Origin of the sequence: Cellulophaga sp. RHA_52, from assembly GCF_007827205.1 — a bacterium.
GTDB classification, from domain to species: Bacteria; Bacteroidota; Bacteroidia; order Flavobacteriales; family Flavobacteriaceae; genus Cellulophaga; species Cellulophaga lytica.
Window position 1 is genome coordinate 1 of record NZ_VIRZ01000001.1, and the last position, 20556, is coordinate 20556.

Annotated in this window: 18 protein-coding genes; 13 read left to right on the forward strand and 5 right to left on the reverse strand. The window is 32.0% G+C overall.

The genetic code is table 11. The features are described from left to right. Nucleotides 1-43: 43 nt before the first annotated feature. The gene (locus JM80_RS16540; RefSeq protein ID WP_370511831.1) at nucleotides 44-709 is read right to left on the reverse strand and encodes a DUF4132 domain-containing protein; all 666 of its coding nucleotides are present in this window, start codon (nucleotides 707-709) and stop codon (nucleotides 44-46) included. Continuing rightward, nucleotides 624-4592, reverse strand: coding sequence for a DUF5724 domain-containing protein (locus JM80_RS00005; protein WP_255436449.1), 3969 nt, complete (start codon nucleotides 4590-4592; stop codon nucleotides 624-626). The genes JM80_RS16540 and JM80_RS00005 overlap by 86 nt, the downstream gene beginning before the upstream one ends. Before the next feature lie 224 nt (nucleotides 4593-4816). Here JM80_RS00005 and JM80_RS00010 point away from each other — a divergent pair, with 224 nt between their 5' ends. From JM80_RS00010 to JM80_RS00040, 7 genes are all read left to right on the forward strand, one after another. After that, nucleotides 4817-7333, forward strand: coding sequence for a hypothetical protein (locus tag JM80_RS00010; RefSeq protein ID WP_144708810.1), 2517 nt, complete (start codon nucleotides 4817-4819; stop codon nucleotides 7331-7333). A 174-nt stretch (nucleotides 7334-7507) separates the two neighbouring features. Then, on the forward strand, nucleotides 7508-8011 hold the full coding sequence (locus tag JM80_RS00015) for a GbsR/MarR family transcriptional regulator (RefSeq protein WP_144708812.1): 504 nt from the start codon (nucleotides 7508-7510) through the stop codon (nucleotides 8009-8011). 7 nt (nucleotides 8012-8018) lie between these two features. After that, entirely contained in the window at nucleotides 8019-8396 is a 378-nt protein-coding gene (locus JM80_RS00020) for a DoxX-like family protein (protein WP_144708814.1), read from the forward strand. Between the two features lies 1 nt (nucleotide 8397). Then, complete coding sequence (locus tag JM80_RS00025; RefSeq protein WP_144708816.1) at nucleotides 8398-9132, forward strand: DUF2071 domain-containing protein; 735 nt, start codon at nucleotides 8398-8400, stop codon at nucleotides 9130-9132. Next, on the forward strand, nucleotides 9126-9878 hold the full coding sequence (locus JM80_RS00030) for a methyltransferase domain-containing protein (RefSeq protein ID WP_144708818.1): 753 nt from the start codon (nucleotides 9126-9128) through the stop codon (nucleotides 9876-9878). The genes JM80_RS00025 and JM80_RS00030 overlap by 7 nt, the downstream gene beginning before the upstream one ends. Nucleotides 9879-9888: 10 nt before the next feature. Continuing rightward, nucleotides 9889-10287: a hypothetical protein gene (locus tag JM80_RS00035; RefSeq protein WP_013621656.1), complete on the forward strand. Its 399-nt coding sequence runs from the start codon at nucleotides 9889-9891 to the stop codon at nucleotides 10285-10287. 3 nt (nucleotides 10288-10290) lie between these two features. Then, nucleotides 10291-11178, forward strand: coding sequence for a TIGR01777 family oxidoreductase (locus JM80_RS00040; RefSeq protein ID WP_144708819.1), 888 nt, complete (start codon nucleotides 10291-10293; stop codon nucleotides 11176-11178). Between the two features lies 1 nt (nucleotide 11179). Here JM80_RS00040 and JM80_RS00045 read toward each other — a convergent pair whose 3' ends face one another. Continuing rightward, complete coding sequence (locus tag JM80_RS00045) at nucleotides 11180-11530, reverse strand: rhodanese-like domain-containing protein (RefSeq protein ID WP_038506051.1); 351 nt, start codon at nucleotides 11528-11530, stop codon at nucleotides 11180-11182. Nucleotides 11531-11602: 72 nt separating this feature from the next. Here JM80_RS00045 and JM80_RS00050 point away from each other — a divergent pair, with 72 nt between their 5' ends. Together JM80_RS00050 and JM80_RS00055 are read left to right on the forward strand one after the other, a co-directional pair. After that, nucleotides 11603-12151 (forward strand): sigma-70 family RNA polymerase sigma factor, encoded by a 549-nt coding sequence (locus JM80_RS00050; protein ID WP_144711127.1) that lies wholly within the window; start codon nucleotides 11603-11605, stop codon nucleotides 12149-12151. Nucleotides 12152-12153: 2 nt separating this feature from the next. After that, complete coding sequence (locus JM80_RS00055) at nucleotides 12154-12387, forward strand: hypothetical protein (RefSeq protein WP_013621652.1); 234 nt, start codon at nucleotides 12154-12156, stop codon at nucleotides 12385-12387. Here the strand turns inward: JM80_RS00055 and JM80_RS00060 are convergent. After that, nucleotides 12380-13204 carry a hypothetical protein gene (locus tag JM80_RS00060; RefSeq protein WP_013621651.1) on the reverse strand — a complete coding sequence of 275 codons (825 nt, stop codon included), beginning with the start codon at nucleotides 13202-13204 and terminating at the stop codon, nucleotides 12380-12382. The genes JM80_RS00055 and JM80_RS00060 overlap by 8 nt on opposite strands. A gap of 135 nt (nucleotides 13205-13339) precedes the next feature. Here JM80_RS00060 and gcvP point away from each other — a divergent pair, with 135 nt between their 5' ends. From gcvP to JM80_RS00080, 4 genes are all read left to right on the forward strand, one after another. Continuing rightward, nucleotides 13340-16192, forward strand: a complete 2853-nt coding sequence (gene gcvP / locus JM80_RS00065; RefSeq protein ID WP_144708821.1) for an aminomethyl-transferring glycine dehydrogenase — start codon at nucleotides 13340-13342, stop codon at nucleotides 16190-16192. A 157-nt stretch (nucleotides 16193-16349) separates the two neighbouring features. Beyond that, nucleotides 16350-17408, forward strand: a complete 1059-nt coding sequence (locus JM80_RS00070; RefSeq protein WP_013621649.1) for a 3-oxoacyl-ACP synthase III family protein — start codon at nucleotides 16350-16352, stop codon at nucleotides 17406-17408. A 1-nt stretch (nucleotide 17409) separates the two neighbouring features. Continuing rightward, nucleotides 17410-17934, forward strand: a complete 525-nt coding sequence (locus JM80_RS00075) for a methyltransferase (protein ID WP_038506037.1) — start codon at nucleotides 17410-17412, stop codon at nucleotides 17932-17934. Nucleotides 17935-17955: 21 nt separating this feature from the next. After that, complete coding sequence (locus JM80_RS00080; protein ID WP_013621647.1) at nucleotides 17956-18807, forward strand: glycosyltransferase family 2 protein; 852 nt, start codon at nucleotides 17956-17958, stop codon at nucleotides 18805-18807. On the opposite strand, the gene pafA is transcribed toward JM80_RS00080, so the two are convergent. Then, nucleotides 18804-20498, reverse strand: a complete 1695-nt coding sequence (gene pafA, locus JM80_RS00085) for an alkaline phosphatase PafA (protein ID WP_034642895.1) — start codon at nucleotides 20496-20498, stop codon at nucleotides 18804-18806. The genes JM80_RS00080 and pafA overlap by 4 nt on opposite strands. Nucleotides 20499-20556: the final 58 nt, after the last annotated feature.

The window sequence follows — 20556 nt, forward strand, 5'->3', positions numbered from 1 at the left end:
ACTACAGATGGCACGTCTTTTAACGGAATTGGCTTGTAATTTTCTAAGGAATAAATACAATGTGCTCTAAGGTTGGTGCCTCTATATCTGCTGGAGAAAACCAGTCTGCCATAGCATACATTGTTGCCATAAAGCCTTTTTTATGATATACTTTTTGTAACCCGTCTTCATGACTTACCGTCCAACCTCTGCTACGCAATAATGCTACTGTTTTTTTAGGCTGAATCTGGTGTCCTTGGTAACGCTCTGACTTTGCACCAAGCTCTAGCTCATCTTTAGTAACCAAGTATAACTCTCTAAATACCTGCTTAAACGGCTGTACCAAACGCTCTGCAAATAGGTGTTTTTGGTACAAATCCCACTGTACGGCTTTGTATAGGTGAGATGGGTGTGCAATTACCAAAACATCATCATCTTGTAATTGATGCTTTTTACCTTCTGTATCTGTTAATACTCCGTCTGCATAAAAACCAGAAAATTCTTTTTCTGGAGCAAACAACACCAATTTGCTAAGCATAACTTTAACTATTGGATGTTGCATTATTTTTTGAATCTCTGCTGCAGTAAACTCATCTTCATTTACCATTGCATTTTCTAAAGACAAACGGGTTCTACTGTATTGTTTAGATAAGTAAGACTTGCCTTCTTTTAAGGCCCAATACTTGCTTGTCTTTTTTATACTTAGCAGGTATAGATTTTTGTTTTTTATTGCCTTTAGTTACTAAAATATCTGTTTTGCCATCTTCTGTAATTACCAGTTCTATAACTGCATCATCAAACTTTAAAACGGCGTTTTCCATTATTGCTAAAGTTGCTTTACTCTCCATAGCCCAACTAAAGCGTACGCGGTCTTGAAAACCTGCGTTTCTAGACAGGTTGTCTAACGCAATTTCTACTGCATTTTTCTCGCTCTCTTGACGTTGTGCACCAAACTGCTTGCTTTCTTTTAAAAACTGTTGCAACAAGTTGTAGCGTTTTAATAAATCTTTTTCTGGAATAGTTTTACTAAGCGGAATTAAGCCTAAAGCACGTACATAGTCTTTATCTCTTTTTTCCTTTATTTTTTTTAAGGTCTCTGTAATTTTTACTTCGCCAAGCATTACACTAGAGTATAGTTTTACTTGTCTGTGCCCATTACCATCTGTAATATATTTGGCTGCTTCGTGTAAAATTTTCCAGTTGGCTTTGCCTATACTTTTATACACTTTATTAAACCAGTCTATGTCTATAGCTCCAATTGCAAAGTCGGACTTTGGAATATTAGAATACCTAGAAATAATGGTTTCTTTTTCGCTACTCATATATTCTGATGCATGTGCTTGAAACCACCAAACTGCATCTTCTAATTTTTCTAACCCAAGATACTCACCTACAAAACCTGCCCATTGCGTTGCGTAACAAGCAAGCTCTACTAAACGTTTTTTAGGAATTTTAGTTTCATTTGCTAGTGCTGCAAAGTTTGCATAAGTTTCGGTTTCTTTTAACACACTCTTTTTTAAGATAGAGCTAAACTTAGATCTTTTACTGTCTCCATAATAGCTATAACCACGCTCAAAAGTATCTTTACCCATGCGTTGTAGTACTTTAAAAACATAGTCTACACCTTCTACTTTATAAAGAGAAGAAATATATTCTGATGCATCTGTTGCTAAATCTCCACGCTCTAACTCTACAGAAAGTATATTTGCTTTAAGCTCTGCAAGAACACCTTTTGGAACCAATGCTACATCTAAACTACCGTTACGTAGTCTGTAATTTTGCACCCCATCTAAAATAGACATTAGTTCTGATAAGTATAGTGCCTGAAAAAGAAGATCGTCTTTATTAATTATATTTTTTTGATACAACACTAAAGAAATATCTAAATACGGCAATACCAAACCTCTGTCTTGTATTTTTTTATCTGTAATGTCTTTAATGTTTGTTATTACCTTTGGATACCCTATGTATTGTGCAGCCAAATACATTTTTATATCCCAGTATTTTTTTAGTTGTTCTAATGTACCATACTCAGTTAATTCATCCTGATTGATAACACAAACCAAACCATCTACAACACTTACCCAGTTGTAATTGTCATACATATACCCTTTGTATGAAAATTTAGTTGTTTTTAATTTCTCTGGAAAATTAGCAATAACATCTTCCCATAAGCTTAACTTAAAGCTAAATAATGCTGGCATATCTGCGTAAGCATTAAGTAACAGGTTTAATACTTTTGTGTATTTAGAGTTTACACTGTAATAACTACGGTCTGATGCGTCTACATTTATAGCTTCTAAATTAGGCACATATTTTTGTACATAATCTTCTAATTTATCATAATTACCATAAGGAGCATTAACTCTATTAATGTAGCGTATGGCCATATACATTTCAAAATCATTAAGGCCACTTTCTTCATACCACTTTATCCAAAGATCTGCTAAAGGAACATTTTTTAAATGTACTTCTGGCGTAACAATTTCTTGAATTCTTTTTATGTCATGAATACCATTTGCAATTAATGTTGTACCTGTTTCTCCATCATAAGCCTCAAACTGGTACTCATAATTTCTATTTTCATGTATAAGATTTATTAACTTATTTATTTGAGTTACAATTTTTTCATCATCTATAAATTTTTTGAACTTAAATTTTGATGGTGTAAAACCAAGTTTATCAAATAAACTTTTAGGCTCTTCAAAATTTACCTGTGGTGTATATAAAGGTGTTAAGTTGTTATAGTCTACAGCTCCAAAACCATTACTAAACGTATACCCTACTTTTGTTTTAGAAAACTTATCTAAAAATACACTTTCGTTCTTTGTAAATTTAGGGCGTTCTTTAAACAGTGTTATTTGTTCTTCTATAAAGTCTGGGTATTTCTCCTCTTCATCTACAATTGTTAGTATTTCTAATGCAGCTAAGCGCCTATCTACACTTTTAGATGTGATTAAATTTTGCGTAGTTTGCTTAAATACTTTTTCTGGCTGCTTAATTACAAGTTTTATTAACCCAGAGCGTAACGTTTTGTTTTTACGTCCAAATAAATCCTCTACAATATCTAATTCTTTTTGGTATAAAGGCATATGATGAAAAACCGTTAAACCCGTAGACATTACAGACTCATTTCTATCTTTAACTGCTTGGTGCGCTAATTCTCTTCGCCATGCATCTTTAGATAGTACAAGCATTTTTGGTTTTGTTCTTCCGTAACTATATCCAAAAGAATATGTATAATGGTTTGGGAAAATTTTTCTAATATAACTTTCTCTAATTTCTGATGGCAGCTTTGCTAAATCATTAGATAACAAAATTAATTGCTCTTCTGAAGCATGCTTGATTAAAAAATTATAAAAATAGTTTGGTGTAACTGTAAAATTTAGCCAAGAAAAAACCATTCCTTCATACACCTTACCATCTTTTGGTAGACTCGTTGCTATTTTTTCAATTCGACTAAAAAGATCATTATCTATTTCTAAAACAGGTAAATTAACAGTTAACCAATAATCTAATGCAGGGTTATTGCCTAGTTCATTTTTATAATAATCAACAATAGAATTCTGGGTACGCTGCGTTTGACTAACAAAATACAGGCACAGTATTTTTTTCTCTAAACTATCTGTTTTATAAACCAACTCTAATGCTTTTTGGTTAGCAGCATCTACATTTATTAAACCAATAGCCCAAAGACCTATATAAATTTCTAAATTATCATTACTAGTTAAACAGTCTTCAATATTTTTTAAATCTAAAATATGATCTCTACTTAATTCTAAAACTCTTTTTATTGTAGATTTTTTAGGAGCTTCCCAACCAAATCCAAACCACGTATCTACTGCTCTAACTACACTACTAAAACGAGTTAAATCATGCTCTAAAATTACATTCATCATATATTTTAGAGCTCCCAAACTGGTAGTATCAATAGATTCTAAAATAGTTTGCCTTAACCCTTCTTGGCGTTGTGCTGCAAGCAAAAGTTTAGCTACCAACTCCCAATACGCCTCTTTTTTTGTAAGTAATAAACCTTTAATTATATCCCTACTTATACCACCAATTTCATCTTCGGCCTGTATAATATCTTTTACAACCTCATCTACCAACTCACCCTTAAACTCCAATACAACAGCAAAAAAATAACTGTGTCTATTATCAAAATACGTAGAATACTGAAATTGTTCTTTTAATGACAAATAGCCAAAACCACTACGGTTAGCATATAAAAGACGTTTAAAATACTCTAACTTATTATATAAATGATCTGTGTTTGGTTTTGTTCTAAAAGCTCTTCTACTATACCCGTTTTGGTAAGGCAAGGCATTAAACATACTCCATAACACTGGTAAAAAAGGAGATTGTATATCTCCAAACAAAAAAGAACCTAAGCGTATACCTTCTTCAGTTGCCCATGGGTTTACGGTAGTTTCATCATCAAACACATTAGAGAAAATAGTTACAGTCTCGTGTCTTTGTCGTGGGTTAAGCACATCTGCCACAATCATACCCAACACTTGATATGGATATGAAAACTGTTCAAAATCTGCGTCTGTTAATTCTTCTTTTTTATACTTTTTAATATACGCTTGTGCTTTTTCAAATGGAATCATATAGGTAATATTCTTTTCTAAATTTAGGCTTTGTTTACTATGGTTTAAATATAAACTAAGTCTTTATGTTCTTATTTTATTTAATCTTAAAACTTTCGCAAATTATTAAGACTACAAACATTTTTTATCCCTGAATTATGGGATATTTTAGCTCCACTGAATACCGTTAGAAAACCTATTTACTTATATTCTAAGTTTGTAAGTCTAAAAATTTAATTATTGCAATGCCAAAAACAATAAATACCCCTGTTTTTAATTTTTTTGAAATTGAAAAATCTTATAAAACTATTAAAACCCACAACAACTATCCTGAGGATTTTTATTATGAAATTTTTGTAATTGCAAAATCAACAACAGACAAAAATATTAGAACTGCGTGTACCAATATCATAAAAAAACAGGCACCAGAAGCTTTACAACTCGCCTTTAAAAGTCGAAAAAAACTCACCCAAAAAGGAGGGATAAAATCTGTAAACGCAAGACTGATTAGCATTTTAGAATATGGATTGCTTTCAGAAGACTTAGACCTGTTTAAACTCTATAGCCTTATTAGTAGAGCGCCAGAATTGGGATTATACAGTTTATCGAAAGAGTTTTTGGTTCAGTTGTTAGAACATCCTGAAATTTTAGGACGCTTTAATGGGATTGAAAGTCTAGAGATTCATTTAAAAGGCGAAGGCAATACCTATGATAATATCCTTAATGAAATACCAAAACTAACAACTTTAAAATCATTAGACCTTGAAGGTGAGTTTGAGCAATTACCTGAGGCTATTGGTAATTTACCCAATTTAAAAAAATTAAAGCTTGTGGTGCCTTGTTTAAAAAGGTTCCCCTGTACAATGTCGCAATTAACTTCTTTGAAAAAATTAGGTATTGAAGGGGCTTACTGGTCTAGAAACTCTACTGACAACCTGAATTTAACGGACTTTAATTGGCTTACAGCACTAACTAAATTAAAAGCGTTGAAACTGCGTTATGTTGGGGTTCAAGATTTGTCTCAAGTCGTGTTTCCAGAATCCTTAAAACGTATGGATTTATTTAGCCTGGATGAATTAACAGCATTACCTAAAGATGTTAGTCATTTAAAGCAACTAGAATGGTTTATGTTGCTGTCCAAAAGCATAACAAGCCTACCAAATGGTTTTGAAGATTTACCCAAATTAGAACATTTTGAGCTGATAGCACCGAAGATAGATACCATATCAGCGGCCTTGTTTTTTGGAGATGCGTCCAAACCTAAATTGGTCACTAAAATAGGTAATAGCAATATTAACATTGCACCTATGACTACGGAAACCCAACAAAAAACAATAGAATTAAACACGCCTAAATTGTTGAATTACGTTTTAGATAATGCCTCGTTTTTTCCTAATTTAGAAACTATAATTGTAAACTGTGAAGCTCCTAAAATAGAAAACACAACAACATTAGCTGCATTTAAAAACCTAAAACACCTTACTTACAGGCTAGAGCATAAATTAGATTGGTTATTTAAAGGCATAGAGCAATGTTTAAAATTAGAATCTTTAGAAGTGTATCGTTCTAAAGAATGGCACCATAAAGATGAGGAAGCACCAGTAACAATCTTCCCCAAAGCATTTTTAACAATAAAACAGCTAGAGAAACTTGTTGTAAAAAATGCAAGTGCACTGGTTTTAAATACTGATTGCTTACCTAAGTATATTACCAATTTAACTATTTCTGAAATTAAAGGTATAGAAGCGGGATCACAACCGCTTAATGTGTTTAGTATGGAAGTTAAAGCAACTCAAATACTCAATTTACAGCAATTTCACACTATAATTAGTGCTGCTAAATTTAATCTTGGACATAGAAATAATGATGTAGAAAATGTTTTAAATTTTGAAACTTTTAGGCATCCAGAAAAAATTGAATCTTATGAATTTACAAGTGATGCAAGTAAGCTTGGCAGCTTACTTAAAACTTTAGTAAATTTAAAAAGTCTTAGCATCACATTTAATAAAGATAACCCTGAACAAAACAATGCTTTAACAGCCTTTAAACACCCAAATCTAAAAGTATTAAGAATAGATGATTATAACGGAACTACCGAAGCTCTAGAATGTTTATTAAGTCAGACACCAAACCTTGAGTTTTTAGGAATATTTGAAGCAAAAGGTTTTGATGCTTTTCCTGCTGTAAATTTGCCTCAGCTTAAAAAGTTAAGAATGCAGAGTGTAGCTCTTAAAACCATAGACAACCTAAACGTTGATACTATAGAAGCTGTAAAACTGATACATTGTGATCATATTAACGATGAAAGTATTGAAGTGATATCGTGTTGGAATACTTTAAAAAACCTTTGGTTAGAAGGTTTAGATGAAAATGGAGGTATATATCCTGAATCAATTTCTGAATTAAATTTAGAAACACTTTTTATTAGAGCACATAAAAGAGAAGAAAAAATTCCAACCTGGATTGCTAATCTAAAAAATCTACGTGTTTTAGGAATAAACAATTTTAAACAAGTTGTTTTACCGGTAGAATTAGCCACATTAACACAGCTTGAAGTATTAAGTATTAGTGGTTGTGAATTTTCAGAAAAAGTATCTGACGATTTTAAAAATCTTAACCTACAAAAATTAGTGTATTGGACCTCTAAATTTAATGGAAGTAATATGAAATCTGAACTTTACCAGCCTTTAGAACATAAATTAGTGGCTCAACGTAATTTTGATGAGGAAGATAGTGAAGTGCCTTTTAAAATAGAACTATAATCATATTGTAAATATTTTTAATCTTATTTAAAAGCACATAATAACCTAGTATTGTACCAAAAATAACAGTACTAGGTTAGTTATTTTACATTGTTAGATAATTAAACTTTCGGTAATTACTGAAACTTTAAAATATTCAATATATATTTGTGATGAATTTAAGTTTTTTTAAAGATGAACTACACAGAAGCAAAATCTAAATTTATAAACACTTGGGGTAGTTTAGGTACTCTTTGGGGCATTAATAAAGCAATGGCACAAATACAGTCGCTCTTATTTATTTCTTCAGAACCACTTTCTATGGAAGAAATTATGGAGGAATTAAAAATCTCTAGAGGTAATACAAGTATGAATCTTAGACAACTTATAGATTGGGGAATTGTTAGTAAAGAGTTTAAAGCAGGCGAACGTAAAGAATATTTTACAACTGAAAAAGATGTGCAAGAATTAGCACGTATAATTGCTAAAGAACGTAGCCGAAGGGAGCTACAACCTACCATAAAAGTATTAAAAGAAGTTAGCAATATAACTCCCGATGGCACAAAAGAAACTGATGAGTTTATTAAACAAACTAAAGCTATGTGCGAGTTAACAGAGACTGCAGATAGTCTTTTAAATAAAATGGCTAATCAACAGAAAAACTGGATTACAAAATCCATTTTAAAAATATTTAGCTAATCCAACAATGCAAAAAAACATCTTAAATAAAATATTAACTATTGGTATTGGGCTTATTTGGCTTGCAAACGGGTTAATGTGCAAAGTGCTAAACTTAGTTCCAAGACACCAAAAAATTGTAGGTAATATTTTAGGTGATGGTTTTGCTAAGCCCCTAACAATTAGCATTGGAGTATTAGAAATTTTTATGGCAGTTTGGATTTTTAGTGGGTATAAATCTAGAGTAAACGCAATGCTACAAATGCTAATAATAGGTGTAATGAATATTTTAGAATTTGCTCTAGTGCCAGAGTTATTGCTTTGGGGTAATTACAACATCGTTTTTGCTTTACTTTTAATTTGTGTGATCTTTTATAGTGAATTTCATTTAAAAAAAACAAACTAGTATGGTAGCATCATTAAAAAATCATCCGTTTGCGGTTAAAGCTTTTTTTACAAACTCTACTGTACTTACTTTTGCCATTCCCAAAGAAGAATTAGCACACAGGATACCAAAACACTTACAACTAGACACGTTTAAAGACAAATGGGCTTTTGTAGCTGTTGCAATGGTACAAACAAAAGATTTGCGTCCTAAAGGGTTACCCAAATTTATGGGCAATAACTTTTTTTTAATTGGTTATAGAGTTTTTGTTACTTACACTAACAAGGCAGGTAAGCGCTTACGAGGATTGTATATTTTAAAGTCTGAAACCAATAAAAAGAAAATGCAGTTTATGGGTAATATTTTTACACATTACAACTACACCACAACAGACATTACAATTAAAAAAGAACATAAAAACACCCAAATAATCTCTTTAAATTCAAACTTTAAAATTGATTATAATGATAATTTAGACGATGTTAACCTGCCAAAAAACTCACCCTTTGGCACCTATAAAGAGGCACGCAGATTTGCAGGACCATTACCATTCACTTTTACATACAATAAAGAGAATAATAGCATTTTAATTATTGAAGGCGTACGACAAAACTGGAAACCATCTCCTATACATATCAATGAATATCACTTTAATTTTTTAAAAGAAGTTGGGTTTAAAAACGCTGTTTTAGCTAATGCTTTTTGCATAAAAAACATACCATATTATTGGAAAAAAGGAAAACTAGAATTATGGTAACAAACCGAAAAAAATTTCAAGGGGTATTAAATATTTTAAGTTTTAACAGGCATTTTTATGTTATTGGCTTACTTGTATTAGCCATTGCATTAACAGTTATGCTATTACTAAAACTACCTACTATAATAGTATGGATTACAATTAGTGCATTTGTTTATGGCTTAGTAACTCCTCTTCTAGTTTCTGCATATGTTTACGATTTTTCCGGCTACTACAGTTTTAAATGGTTGCAACCACATATAAATGACAATACTAGTGTAAAAAAAATTGTAAATATTAATGCTGGTTTTGATGAAACAAGTTTTATTCTTCAGACTAAATTTCCAACATCAGAAATAAAAGTATTCGATTTTTACAATAAAAAACAGCATACAGAGCCTGCCATTGTAAGGGCGCGCAATGTTAGCTTAACATACCCAAACACAAAGCAAATAACAACAAATAAAATTCCGCTTAAAGACAAAAGTACAGACCTTATATTTTTATTATCTGCAGCACATGAAATAAGAAACAATAAAGAAAAAGAAACGTTTTTAAAAGAATGTAAAAGAATATGTAAACCAAACGGAAAAATAATAATGGTAGAACATTTAAGAGATGTACCAAATTTCTTAGCCTTCTCTATTGGTTTTACTCATTTTTTTAGTGGAAAAACTTGGAAGAATACGTTTAAAAATGCTGGTCTTTCTAAAATTGAAGAAGTAAAATTTACACCCTTTATGTCGGTTTTTAACTGTAGCAATTAAACAAAAAAATATGCAAATTCATATATACATTATTGGTACGCTATTAATGGTTTTAGCATTAGTACACATTATTTTTCCAAAGTATTTTAATTGGAAAATAGAATTGCAAACCTTAGCGTTAATAAACAGGCAAATGATGACTACGCATACATTTTTTATTGCGTTAACCGTTTTTTTAATGGGGTTATTATGTGTAACATCTGCAACAGAACTTATAGAAACAACTTTAGGAAATAAAGTTGTTTTAGGCTTAGCTATATTTTGGACATTTAGGTTATTTTTTCAATTTTTTGTGTACTCAAAAAAACTTTGGAAAGGCAAAAAATTTGAAACAATAATACACATAATATTCAGTGTATTTTGGGTATATTTATCTACAGTATTTTTCACCATTTATTTTAATAATTAATATATGAGTAAACTAGTAATTGCAGGCGGAACAGGTTTTTTAGGAAATGAGTTACTAGATTTTTACGCTAGTAAGTTTACAGCCATTGTTGTACTAACGCGTAGTAAACCTTACCAAACCAAAAATATTAATTATGTGCAATGGGATGCAAAAACTATTGGTCCTTGGCATACTTGTTTAAATAATGCAGATGTACTTATAAATTTAACAGGCAAATCCGTAGACTGTAGGTTTACTAAAAAAAACAAAGAACTTATTTTAAACTCTAGAATAGATTCTACTCTTGCGCTTGGCAAAGCTATAAATTTGGTAGACACCCCTCCAAAAGTATGGTTAAATGCTTCTTCTGCAGCTATATCTCACCCAAACAAAGAAGAAAACGGAGAAGACTTTATGTTAGATGTAGGCTTAGCTTGGGAGAAAGCTTTTGGTAGTATAAAAAATTACAACACAAGAAAAGTAGCTTTGCGCATATCATTAGTTTTTGGAAAAAATGGTGGTGCATTGGTTCCTTTAAAAAAAATAGCTCAATTTGGACTTGGAGGTAAACAAGGTAACGGAAACCAAATGGTAAGCTGGGTACATATTAAAGACTTTGTATCCATTACAAATTTTGCAATAGAAAACTCTAAAATTATAGGGCCTATTGTTGTTGCTGCACCAGATGCAAAATCTAACAAAAAGTTAATGGCCTCCATAAGAAAAACGCTTAAGGTGCCTTTTGGTTTACCTGCATTTGCTTGGATGCTAAAAATAGGTGGTTTTATTATAGGCACAGAGCCAAGTTTAATTTTAAATAGTATGAATGTTTATCCCGAAAAACTACTAAAAAACGGATTTAAATTTAAATACGCTACTTTAGAAGCTGCCTTAAAAAACCTAATTAAATAAGCTATTTTTTGTTTTTTATAGCATCGTAACCACCTTCTAAATTTATAGCATTATAACCTAATGCTGATAATTTTTCAGCTGCTTTAGCACTTCTACCACCACTTTTACAATACACGTATATTGTTTTGGTTTTTGGTATACTATCAAAATAAGCTACAAATGTATTTTGCAAAACATCTACATTTTTTGCATTTTTTAAATGACCCAAACCGTACTCATCAGAAGTACGTACATCTATTAACAAAGCATTTTTTATATCATTTTGTGAAAATTCTGTGATATGTTTTGACTTACTTTGTGAACAAGCAGTTAAAAACAGTAGTATAAACAGTGAATTTAAAAATGGTCTCATAAAATTTTGTTTTCTTCAAAACTAAACAAATTAATTAAAAATCCCCTACATTTGAAAAATCAACAAGAACTAATGCACCACCTTAATCCAGATACTTGGGTAGATAATTACGCAGATTATCTATTTAATTATGCCGTAGCTAGAGTAAGTGATTCTGAAATTGCTAAAGATCTAGTACAAGAAACTTTTTTTGCAGGATTAAAATCTGCTAAAAATTACAAAGGAGATGCCGCTGAACGTACGTGGCTTATTGCTATTTTAAAAAGAAAAGTGATAGACCATTACCGTAAAATAAATTCTAACAAAGGTAAAGCAGAGGTTAGAATGACGTACAACTCTAACATAGACTCTGATGGAGATTGGCTAGAAGAACAAGTAGCTGACCCATATAGCAAGTTAGACAACAGTGATTTAGAAAATACAGAATTAGGCCTTGCAATTCAAGATTGTATTGCTAAATTGCCTAAGAAACAAGCATTGGTTTTTAAAATGAAAACAATACAAGGAGTAAGTACAGAAGATATTTGTAATGAACTTGGCATTAAAGCGTCTAACCTATGGGTAATAATCCATAGAGCTAGAACTACTTTAATGGGATGCTTAAATACTAATTGGTTTTAATTATGATTTCTTGCGAAAAAGCAGCTAAAATCTGCAACAAAAAACAATACAAAGAGGCTACTTTTTTTGAAAAAATAAGTTTATATATTCATCTTGCAATATGTAAAACTTGCCCTCAATTTTCTAGAAAAAACACAGAATTTACATCGCTTTGTGAAAAAGCACATTTGCAATCTTTATCCGAACAAGAAAAGATTAAAATGAAACAAAAACTACAAGAAGAGGTTACTAAATAAAGTAATTAGCAACATATACAATTACAAACCAAAATATAGGAAAAGCTTCTACCCAAAAAGAAGCAAAATATTTTCCTTGTTTACCCTGTGTGTATTGCACTAAAAAGCCAAAGCTAATAAACAATATACCTTTTGCTATTAAATCTAAAGGTGTAATAGTATCTTTTAAATAAGTCACAAAAAAGAAAATAAGTACCACTATACCTGTTGCTATTTTAGTATGTATAACTCCAAATCTTTGTGGTATGGTTTTAAGCGCAGGAGAATCATACTGTAAATCTCTAATTTCAAAAGGCATTAACAAAACCAGCACAATTAAAAAACGCTGAAAAGTTTCAATCCATACGTCTGTAGTTAAACTCATATTGGCAGACAAAACCGGCAGTAATACCGTTACACCTGCCCATACAATAGCTACCATAAATACCTTTAATGCACCAAAACTTCTTAAGTTTTTAGCATTTGGCAAAACCGGCACCGCATACAAGCCCGTAAATAAGCCCAAAGCTCCCATACAATACCACACATCTTTATGTAGAAAAAATGAAAAGTAAACTGCAAAGGCTAATGCAATAAAACTAAACACCTGTATATTTTTATGATACTTATTAGCAACCAAAACATATTTTTTTGCCTCTACTCCATATTTTATAAAATTATAGCACACAATTGTACTAAAAAAACAAAAATAAGCTAAGTTTTGGTTTATGGTTATATCTAAAATAAGTGCCGTAATTTCTAGCAAACAAAACACAGATGCAGCCACATGTATGCTTGCATCTAAGTAAAAATTAAAAATTTGCTTTACCAGCTTCATTACACAAATGTAACTAAACTGTTCATAACATTAATTATTCGTTAAAAACTTTAGATGAAGTACTCTAGAATTTAGCAATTTTGAAAAAAATTATCATTAATTTTGCGCATCTTTTTATAAAAAACACTCTAGAATATGAGAACAGATTTGTTTGCCTTAAGACACATTGGTATAAATGAAAATAATTACCAGCAGATGTTTAAAACTGTTGGAGTTGAAAATTTAGACCAGCTTATATATGAAACCATCCCAGATGATATTAAGCTTAAAAACAACTTAAATTTACCTGAAGCTTTAAGTGAAAATGAGTATTTAGAGCACTTACAAGAACTTGCAGACAAGAATAAAGTTTTTAAATCTTACATTGGTTTAGGATATAATGAAGGGCTACTACCCTCTCCTATTAAAAGAAATATTCTAGAAAACCCAGGTTGGTATACTGCCTATACGCCTTACCAAGCAGAAATTGCTCAGGGCCGTTTAGAAGCCTTATTAAATTTTCAAACTATGGTTTGTGATTTAACAGGTATGGAATTAGCTAACGCATCATTATTAGATGAAAGTACAGCTGCTGCAGAAGCAATGGCTATGCTTTTTGATGTACGTAGCAGACCTCAGAAAAAGGAAAATGTAGTTAAGTTTTTTGTTTCTGAAGAAATACTACCACAAACATTATCATTATTACAAACACGTGCTACACCAATAGGTATAGAACTTGTAATTGGTAATCATGAAGAGTTTACTTTTGGTGCAGATTTCTTTGGTGCCTTACTTCAATATCCAGGTAAATACGGACAAGTAAATGACTATGCTAGTTTTGTAGATAATTGCAACCAAAATAACATAAAAGTTGCCCTTGCCGCAGATATATTAAGCTTAGTAAAGCTTAAAGCTCCTGCAGAATTTGGAGTAGATGTTGTTGTTGGTACTACACAACGTTTTGGTATTCCGTTAGGATACGGTGGCCCACATGCTGCTTTTTTTGCAACAAAAGAAGCCTATAAAAGAAACATTCCTGGCAGAATTATTGGTGTTACCAAAGATACAGATGGTAAACCAGCATTGCGTATGGCCTTACAAACCAGAGAGCAACATATTAAAAGAGACAAGGCTACATCTAATATTTGCACAGCACAAGTTTTACTAGCTGTTATGGCTGGTATGTATGCTGTATATCACGGTCCAAAAGGGTTAGAGTATATTGCTAACAAAGTACACAACACTACAATAAATACTGCAACAGCAATTGAAAAATTAGGTTTTAAACAACTTAATACTGTTTATTTTGATACAATTAAGATAGAAGTTAAGGATGCCAGTGCATTAAAAACAATTGCAGAAAGCAAAAAAATAAACTTTAACTATATTAATGATACTACCGTATCTATATCTATTAATGAAGCTACATCCAAAAAAGATTTTGAAGCTATAGTAGCTTGTTTTGCAGAACTTAATAAAGCTGAAAATACTGCTTCATTTACTGAAGATGTACAAACTGTTATTCCTTCTTCTTTACAACGTAATACCCCATTTTTAGAAAATGAAGTTTTTAATTCTTATCACTCAGAAACAGAATTAATGCGTTACATAAAAAAATTAGAACGTAAAGATTTAGCATTAAATCATTCTATGATTTCTTTAGGATCTTGTACTATGAAACTAAATGCTGCATCAGAAATGCTTCCGTTAAGCTCAGCGCAATGGGGTAACATTCATCCGTTTGCTCCTGTAGACCAAGCAGAAGGATATCAAATTTTATTAAAAAGATTAGAAGATCATTTAAGTGAAATTACTGGTTTTGCCGCAACATCTTTACAACCAAACTCTGGCGCACAAGGAGAATATGCAGGTTTAATGGTAATTAGAGCATACCATGAGTCTAGAAACGAAGCGCACAGAAACATATGTCTTATTCCTGCTTCTGCACACGGTACAAACCCTGCCTCTGCTGTAATGGCAGGTATGAAAGTTGTAGTTACCAAAACAGATGATTACGGAAATATAGATGTTAATGACTTAAGAGAAAAAGCAGAATTACATAAAGATAATTTAGCGGCCTTAATGGTAACATACCCATCTACACACGGTGTTTTTGAGTCTTCTATTAAAGAAGTTACACAACTTATACATGACAATGGTGGCCAAGTTTATATGGATGGCGCTAATATGAATGCACAAGTTGGCTTAACAAACCCTGGTAATATTGGCGCAGATGTTTGCCACCTTAATTTACATAAAACTTTTGCTATTCCTCATGGCGGTGGAGGTCCTGGTGTTGGCCCTATCTGTGTTGCACCACAATTGGTTCCGTTTTTACCTGGCAACCCAGTAATTAAAACCGGAGGAGAAAAAGCCATAACGGCAATATCTTCTGCTCCTTGGGGTAGCTCATTGGTTTGTTTAATTTCTTACGGTTATATTGTTATGCTAGGCGAAGAAGGCTTAAGACAATCTACATCAATAGCAATTTTAAACGCCAACTATATTAAAGAAAGGTTAAGTGGTAAGTTTGATGTTTTATATACTGGAGAAAAAGGAAGAGCTGCACATGAAATGATTATTGATTGTAGACCATTTAAACAAAACGGTATAGAAGTTACAGATATTGCCAAACGTTTAATGGACTATGGTTTTCATGCACCAACAGTGTCTTTCCCTGTAGCAGGAACCCTAATGATAGAACCTACAGAAAGTGAAAGTTTAGCAGAGTTAGATCGCTTTTGTGACACAATGTTGTCTATTAAAGCAGAAATTGATGAAGCTACTTTAGACAACCCAAACAATGTTTTAAAAAATTCTCCACACACATTAGATATGGTTACTAATGATGTTTGGGATTTTCCTTATAGCAGACAAAAAGCAGCATTTCCGTTAGAGCACATTGCAGATAATAAATTTTGGCCTGTAGTTAGACGTGTAGACGAAGCGTATGGAGACCGTAATTTAATTTGTACTTGCGCTCCTATTGAAGCTTATATGGAAGCTTAAAACATCAATAAATACAATACCTTACAGCCGTTTAGCATTAACTAAACGGCTTTTTTTATTTCTTTTTTTAAGCTTGAACATCATACAATTTATTATGCATGCATAGTTTTTTAAAAGTGTTTTTTGTAACTTCATCGTGTTAAATTAAAATCTAATTATGCATATCGGAATTACAGGAACAGGTAGCTATATACCTACCATAACTACCTTAAACACAGACTTTATCAATCATACTTTTTTAAACACAGATGGGTCTCCTATTCCTAATTCTAATGAAGTTATTATTGAAAAATTTAAAAAAATAACCGGAATAGCAGAAAGGAGATACGCAAAAAAAGAACTTAACACATCAGATATTGCCTATTTAGCAGCAGAAAGAGCTATTGAGGATGCTAAAATAGACAAAGAGACTATAGATTATATTATAGTTGCCCATAACTTTGGCGATGTAACATACGGACAAACACAAGCAGATACACTGCCGAGTTTAGCTACCAGAGTAAAACATTTATTGCAAATAAAAAATCCAAAATGTATTGCGTATGATATTTTATTTGGATGTCCTGGTTGGATACAAGGTATGATACAAGCTTACGCATTTATAAAAGCTGGCCTAGCCAATAAATGTTTAGTTATTGGTGCAGAAACTTTATCTAGGGTTATAGACCCTTATGATAGAGACTCTATGATATATTCTGATGGTGCTGGGGCAACAATAGTAGAAAACACAGAAAATACAGGTGATATTTTAGCACACAATGCTGCAACTTTTGCTCATAACGAGGCTAATTACTTGTTCTTTGGAGAATCTTACAACAAGGAAGAAAACAACAATACTAGGTACATAAAAATGCACGGCCGTAAAATATATGAGTTTGCAGTTACTCATGTACCGCAGGCTATGAAAGATTGCTTAGATAAAAGTGGTGTAGATATAAACGATGTAAAAAAAATATTTATACACCAAGCCAATGAAAAAATGGATGAAGCAATTGTGCAACGGTTTTACAAACTTTACAACAAACCAATGCCTGAAGATATTATGCCTATGAATATCTACAAGCTTGGTAACAGCTCTGTTGCTACCGTGCCTACCCTGTTTGATTTGGTTAAAAGAGGAAAATTAGAAAATCACGCTGTAAAAAAAGGAGATGTTGTTATATTTGCGAGTGTTGGCGCTGGTATGAACATCAATGCCATAGTTTACAGATATTAAAATGTACGAAAAAACATATCCTAGCAAACGTTTTAAACATACGCTAGAGTTTCTTAATAAACACATTAATACTACAGAGAGTATTTTAGATTTAGGAGTTAAAAACCCTTTATCTAAATTAATGACCTCACAAGGTTTTAATGTAACAAATACTAGCGGAGAAGATTTAGACGTAGATTTTTCTTCTGTAACTACTTCTAAAACAGAAGTTGTAACTGCATTTGAAATTTTTGAGCATTTATTAGCTCCACTTAATATTTTAAAAGAAATAAAGAGTGATAAGCTTGTTGCTAGCATTCCGCTTAACTTATGGTTTGCTCCTGCCTATAGAAGTAAAACTGATAAATGGGATAGACACTACCACGAGTTTGAAGATTGGCAGTTTGACTGGCTTTTAGAAAAAGCTGGCTGGGAAATAAAAGATTCTGCCAAATGGACTAATCCTATAAATAAAATTGGCATTAGACCAATTCTACGTAGTTTTACACCTAGATATTATATTGTATATGCAGAAAGAAAAAAATAATATCTTTTTATCTTTTTAAGTATGATGTACTACATTATAATTCCTGCTCACAATGAAGAAGCCTTTATTGCAAAAACACTAGATTCTATTCTTCATCAAACCAAAAAACCAAAACAAGTAGTTATTGTAAATGATAACTCTACAGATACTACCGCGTCTATTATTAATTCTTACGCAAAAAAATACCCAATTTTTAAAATAGTAAACACTACTTCATCTACTAAGCATATGCCTGGCAGTAAAGTTGTAAATGCTTTTAACAAAGGGTTAGCCGTTATAGATTCTAAGTATGACTTTATTGTAAAATTAGATGCAGACATAATTTTACCTAATAATTACTTTGAAGAAATTGCTTCTATATTTATGTCTAATCAAAAAATTGGCATAGCTGGTGGTTTTGCTTACGAAGAAGACAAGGATGGCAACTGGATACTAAACCACCCAATGAACAAAGACCACGTTCGCGGTGCATTTAAGGCATATAGCAAATCTTGTTTTAATAAAATTAATGGCTTACGCAGCGCTATGGGTTGGGATACCGTAGATGAGCTACTAGCACAATACCACAATTTTACAATAGTTACAAACAACAATTTAAAAGTAAAACACCTTAGACCAACGGGTAATGCCTATAATAAACAAGCAAAACTATTACAAGGACAGGCAATGTACCGTATGCGCTATGGTTTTACAATAAGTTGTATTGCTTCTTTAAAAATGGCTTTAAAGCAGAAAAAAGCAGCAGTATTTTTAGACAACTTAACGGGCTATAAAAATGCTAAAAAAGAAAAATTGCCCTTTCTGGTAACACCAGAAGAAGGCAATTTTATTCGTAATCTTCGTTGGAAAAATATTAAACGTAAATTAGTTTAATTCTCTAATACAGCCTCAATAGGTTTTCCTGTTGTCCCATTTGGTGATGCTATGCCTAACAATGCAGAAATTGTTGGTGCAATATCTGGTATTTCAGTTGGCGCAACAGTGCTTCCTTGTTTAATTCCTTTTCCAAAAAACAATAAAGGCGCGTGAGTATCATAAACCCTAGGAGAACCGTGTGTAGACCCTGTTCTAGAGTAACTTATATAACCAGGTTTTAAAACCACTATTACATCACCAGAACGTTTTTGATTGTATCCATTTTGCAATATGTATGGTATACCTCTTGTGTACTCATTCTGCCACATTTGGTAAGCTGTATAAGCCATATCTACATCACTAAAAGTAAGTAATTCTTGAGCAAAAGCTTCTTGTACTGTTTGCAAATCTAAATCAAGATTAGCAATAACTTTATGGTCTAAAAATATTTGATTATTAGATATATTTTTAATTAAATCCTCAGAACCAAATTTAAATTTAGCCCATTCATTTAACTTAGTAGACATGTCCTTATAATTTACATAACCACCAGGTATTTTACTATCTTTTAAATACGTAGGAACTTGTATAGCTGCATGATCTGCACTTAAAAATACAGTATACTCTCCCTTACCAACTTCTGCATCTAATTCGTTAAATAATCTTTCTAAATCCTGATCTAGACGAATGTAAGTATCTTCAATCTCTTTAGAGTTTACTCCAAATTGATGACCAACATAATCTGTAGAAGAAAAGCTAATTGCTAAAAAATCGGTTATATTATCTTTTCCTAAATGCTCTCCTTTTAAAGCAGCTATAGCAAAATCTGCAGTTAAACTGTTTCCGTAAGGTGTTGCCTTAATAATATCAAAACCTCTATTTTTATCCCATAAAGCAGGCAAATTATGAGGAAAAGAAGTTGTTGTCTCTCCTTTAAATTTTCCCTCGTAGTTATTTTCATCACTACCGCTTTCTTGGTACGTACTAATATCTTTTAAAGTAGTCCAAGGTTTTTTATATTTTTCTGCTGCGTCTGAAGCATTAAAATTGTTTACCCAAGCAGGTAAACTGTTCATATAGTAAGAGCTTGTAATAAAATTAGCTTCATCTTTACCAACAAACCAATACGCTGCATTAGCCGCGTGGCCACCAGGTAAAACAGCTCCTCTATCTTTTATAGCAACTGCTATTACCTTACCTTTTTTTTGAGTGTGTAAACGCAACTGATCTGTAACAGTTGTAGTTAACATTCTGTGCGGACTCATTTTTCCTTCACTACCGTCAGTACCAACAGAGTTGTAATTACTATCTCCTGCACAATAAACATTTACGCCCAAATTTTTGTCGTACCAATTGTTACCAATTACGCCATGCATAGACGGTGTGGTCCCTGTGTAAACAGATGTATGTCCTGGACCAGTACTTGTAGGTGCATAGTTAAAATGATGATTTTTGGCATTAAAACCTTCATTAACCATACGTTTAAAACCACCTTCTCCATACTGGTTGTAAAAGCGTGTAAGATAATCATACCTCATTTGGTCTACCACAATACCTACAACTAACTTAGGGTTAGATTTTACAGATACAGAAGCTAATTCCTCAACAGTATTTTTATTTTTTCTTTTAGATTTTTTTTGTGCATTAACATTGTCTGTATTTGTAAAAAAACAAACAGCTAATAATGCTACAAATAGACTTCTTTTCATTGCAAATAATTTTATTGATAGCGTAAATGTAAATAAATAAACTTTTAATTTTTTTATT

What these genes read in the sequence shown, in the direction of transcription:
- JM80_RS00005 (WP_255436449.1), bottom strand. Translation starts at nt 4,592, where the DNA reads ATGATTCCATTTGAAAAAGCACAAGCGTATATTAAAAAGTATAAAAAA.
- JM80_RS00010 (WP_144708810.1), top strand. Translation starts at nt 4,817, where the DNA reads ATGCCAAAAACAATAAATACCCCTGTTTTTAATTTTTTTGAAATTGAA.
- JM80_RS00015 (WP_144708812.1), top strand. Translation starts at nt 7,508, where the DNA reads ATGAACTACACAGAAGCAAAATCTAAATTTATAAACACTTGGGGTAGT.
- JM80_RS00020 (WP_144708814.1), top strand. Translation starts at nt 8,019, where the DNA reads ATGCAAAAAAACATCTTAAATAAAATATTAACTATTGGTATTGGGCTT.
- JM80_RS00025 (WP_144708816.1), top strand. Translation starts at nt 8,398, where the DNA reads ATGGTAGCATCATTAAAAAATCATCCGTTTGCGGTTAAAGCTTTTTTT.
- JM80_RS00030 (WP_144708818.1), top strand. Translation starts at nt 9,126, where the DNA reads ATGGTAACAAACCGAAAAAAATTTCAAGGGGTATTAAATATTTTAAGT.
- JM80_RS00035 (WP_013621656.1), top strand. Translation starts at nt 9,889, where the DNA reads ATGCAAATTCATATATACATTATTGGTACGCTATTAATGGTTTTAGCA.
- JM80_RS00040 (WP_144708819.1), top strand. Translation starts at nt 10,291, where the DNA reads ATGAGTAAACTAGTAATTGCAGGCGGAACAGGTTTTTTAGGAAATGAG.
- JM80_RS00045 (WP_038506051.1), bottom strand. Translation starts at nt 11,530, where the DNA reads ATGAGACCATTTTTAAATTCACTGTTTATACTACTGTTTTTAACTGCT.
- JM80_RS00050 (WP_144711127.1), top strand. Translation starts at nt 11,603, where the DNA reads ATGCACCACCTTAATCCAGATACTTGGGTAGATAATTACGCAGATTAT.
- JM80_RS00055 (WP_013621652.1), top strand. Translation starts at nt 12,154, where the DNA reads ATGATTTCTTGCGAAAAAGCAGCTAAAATCTGCAACAAAAAACAATAC.
- JM80_RS00060 (WP_013621651.1), bottom strand. Translation starts at nt 13,204, where the DNA reads ATGAAGCTGGTAAAGCAAATTTTTAATTTTTACTTAGATGCAAGCATA.
- gcvP (WP_144708821.1), top strand. Translation starts at nt 13,340, where the DNA reads ATGAGAACAGATTTGTTTGCCTTAAGACACATTGGTATAAATGAAAAT.
- JM80_RS00070 (WP_013621649.1), top strand. Translation starts at nt 16,350, where the DNA reads ATGCATATCGGAATTACAGGAACAGGTAGCTATATACCTACCATAACT.
- JM80_RS00075 (WP_038506037.1), top strand. Translation starts at nt 17,410, where the DNA reads ATGTACGAAAAAACATATCCTAGCAAACGTTTTAAACATACGCTAGAG.
- JM80_RS00080 (WP_013621647.1), top strand. Translation starts at nt 17,956, where the DNA reads ATGATGTACTACATTATAATTCCTGCTCACAATGAAGAAGCCTTTATT.
- pafA (WP_034642895.1), bottom strand. Translation starts at nt 20,498, where the DNA reads ATGAAAAGAAGTCTATTTGTAGCATTATTAGCTGTTTGTTTTTTTACA.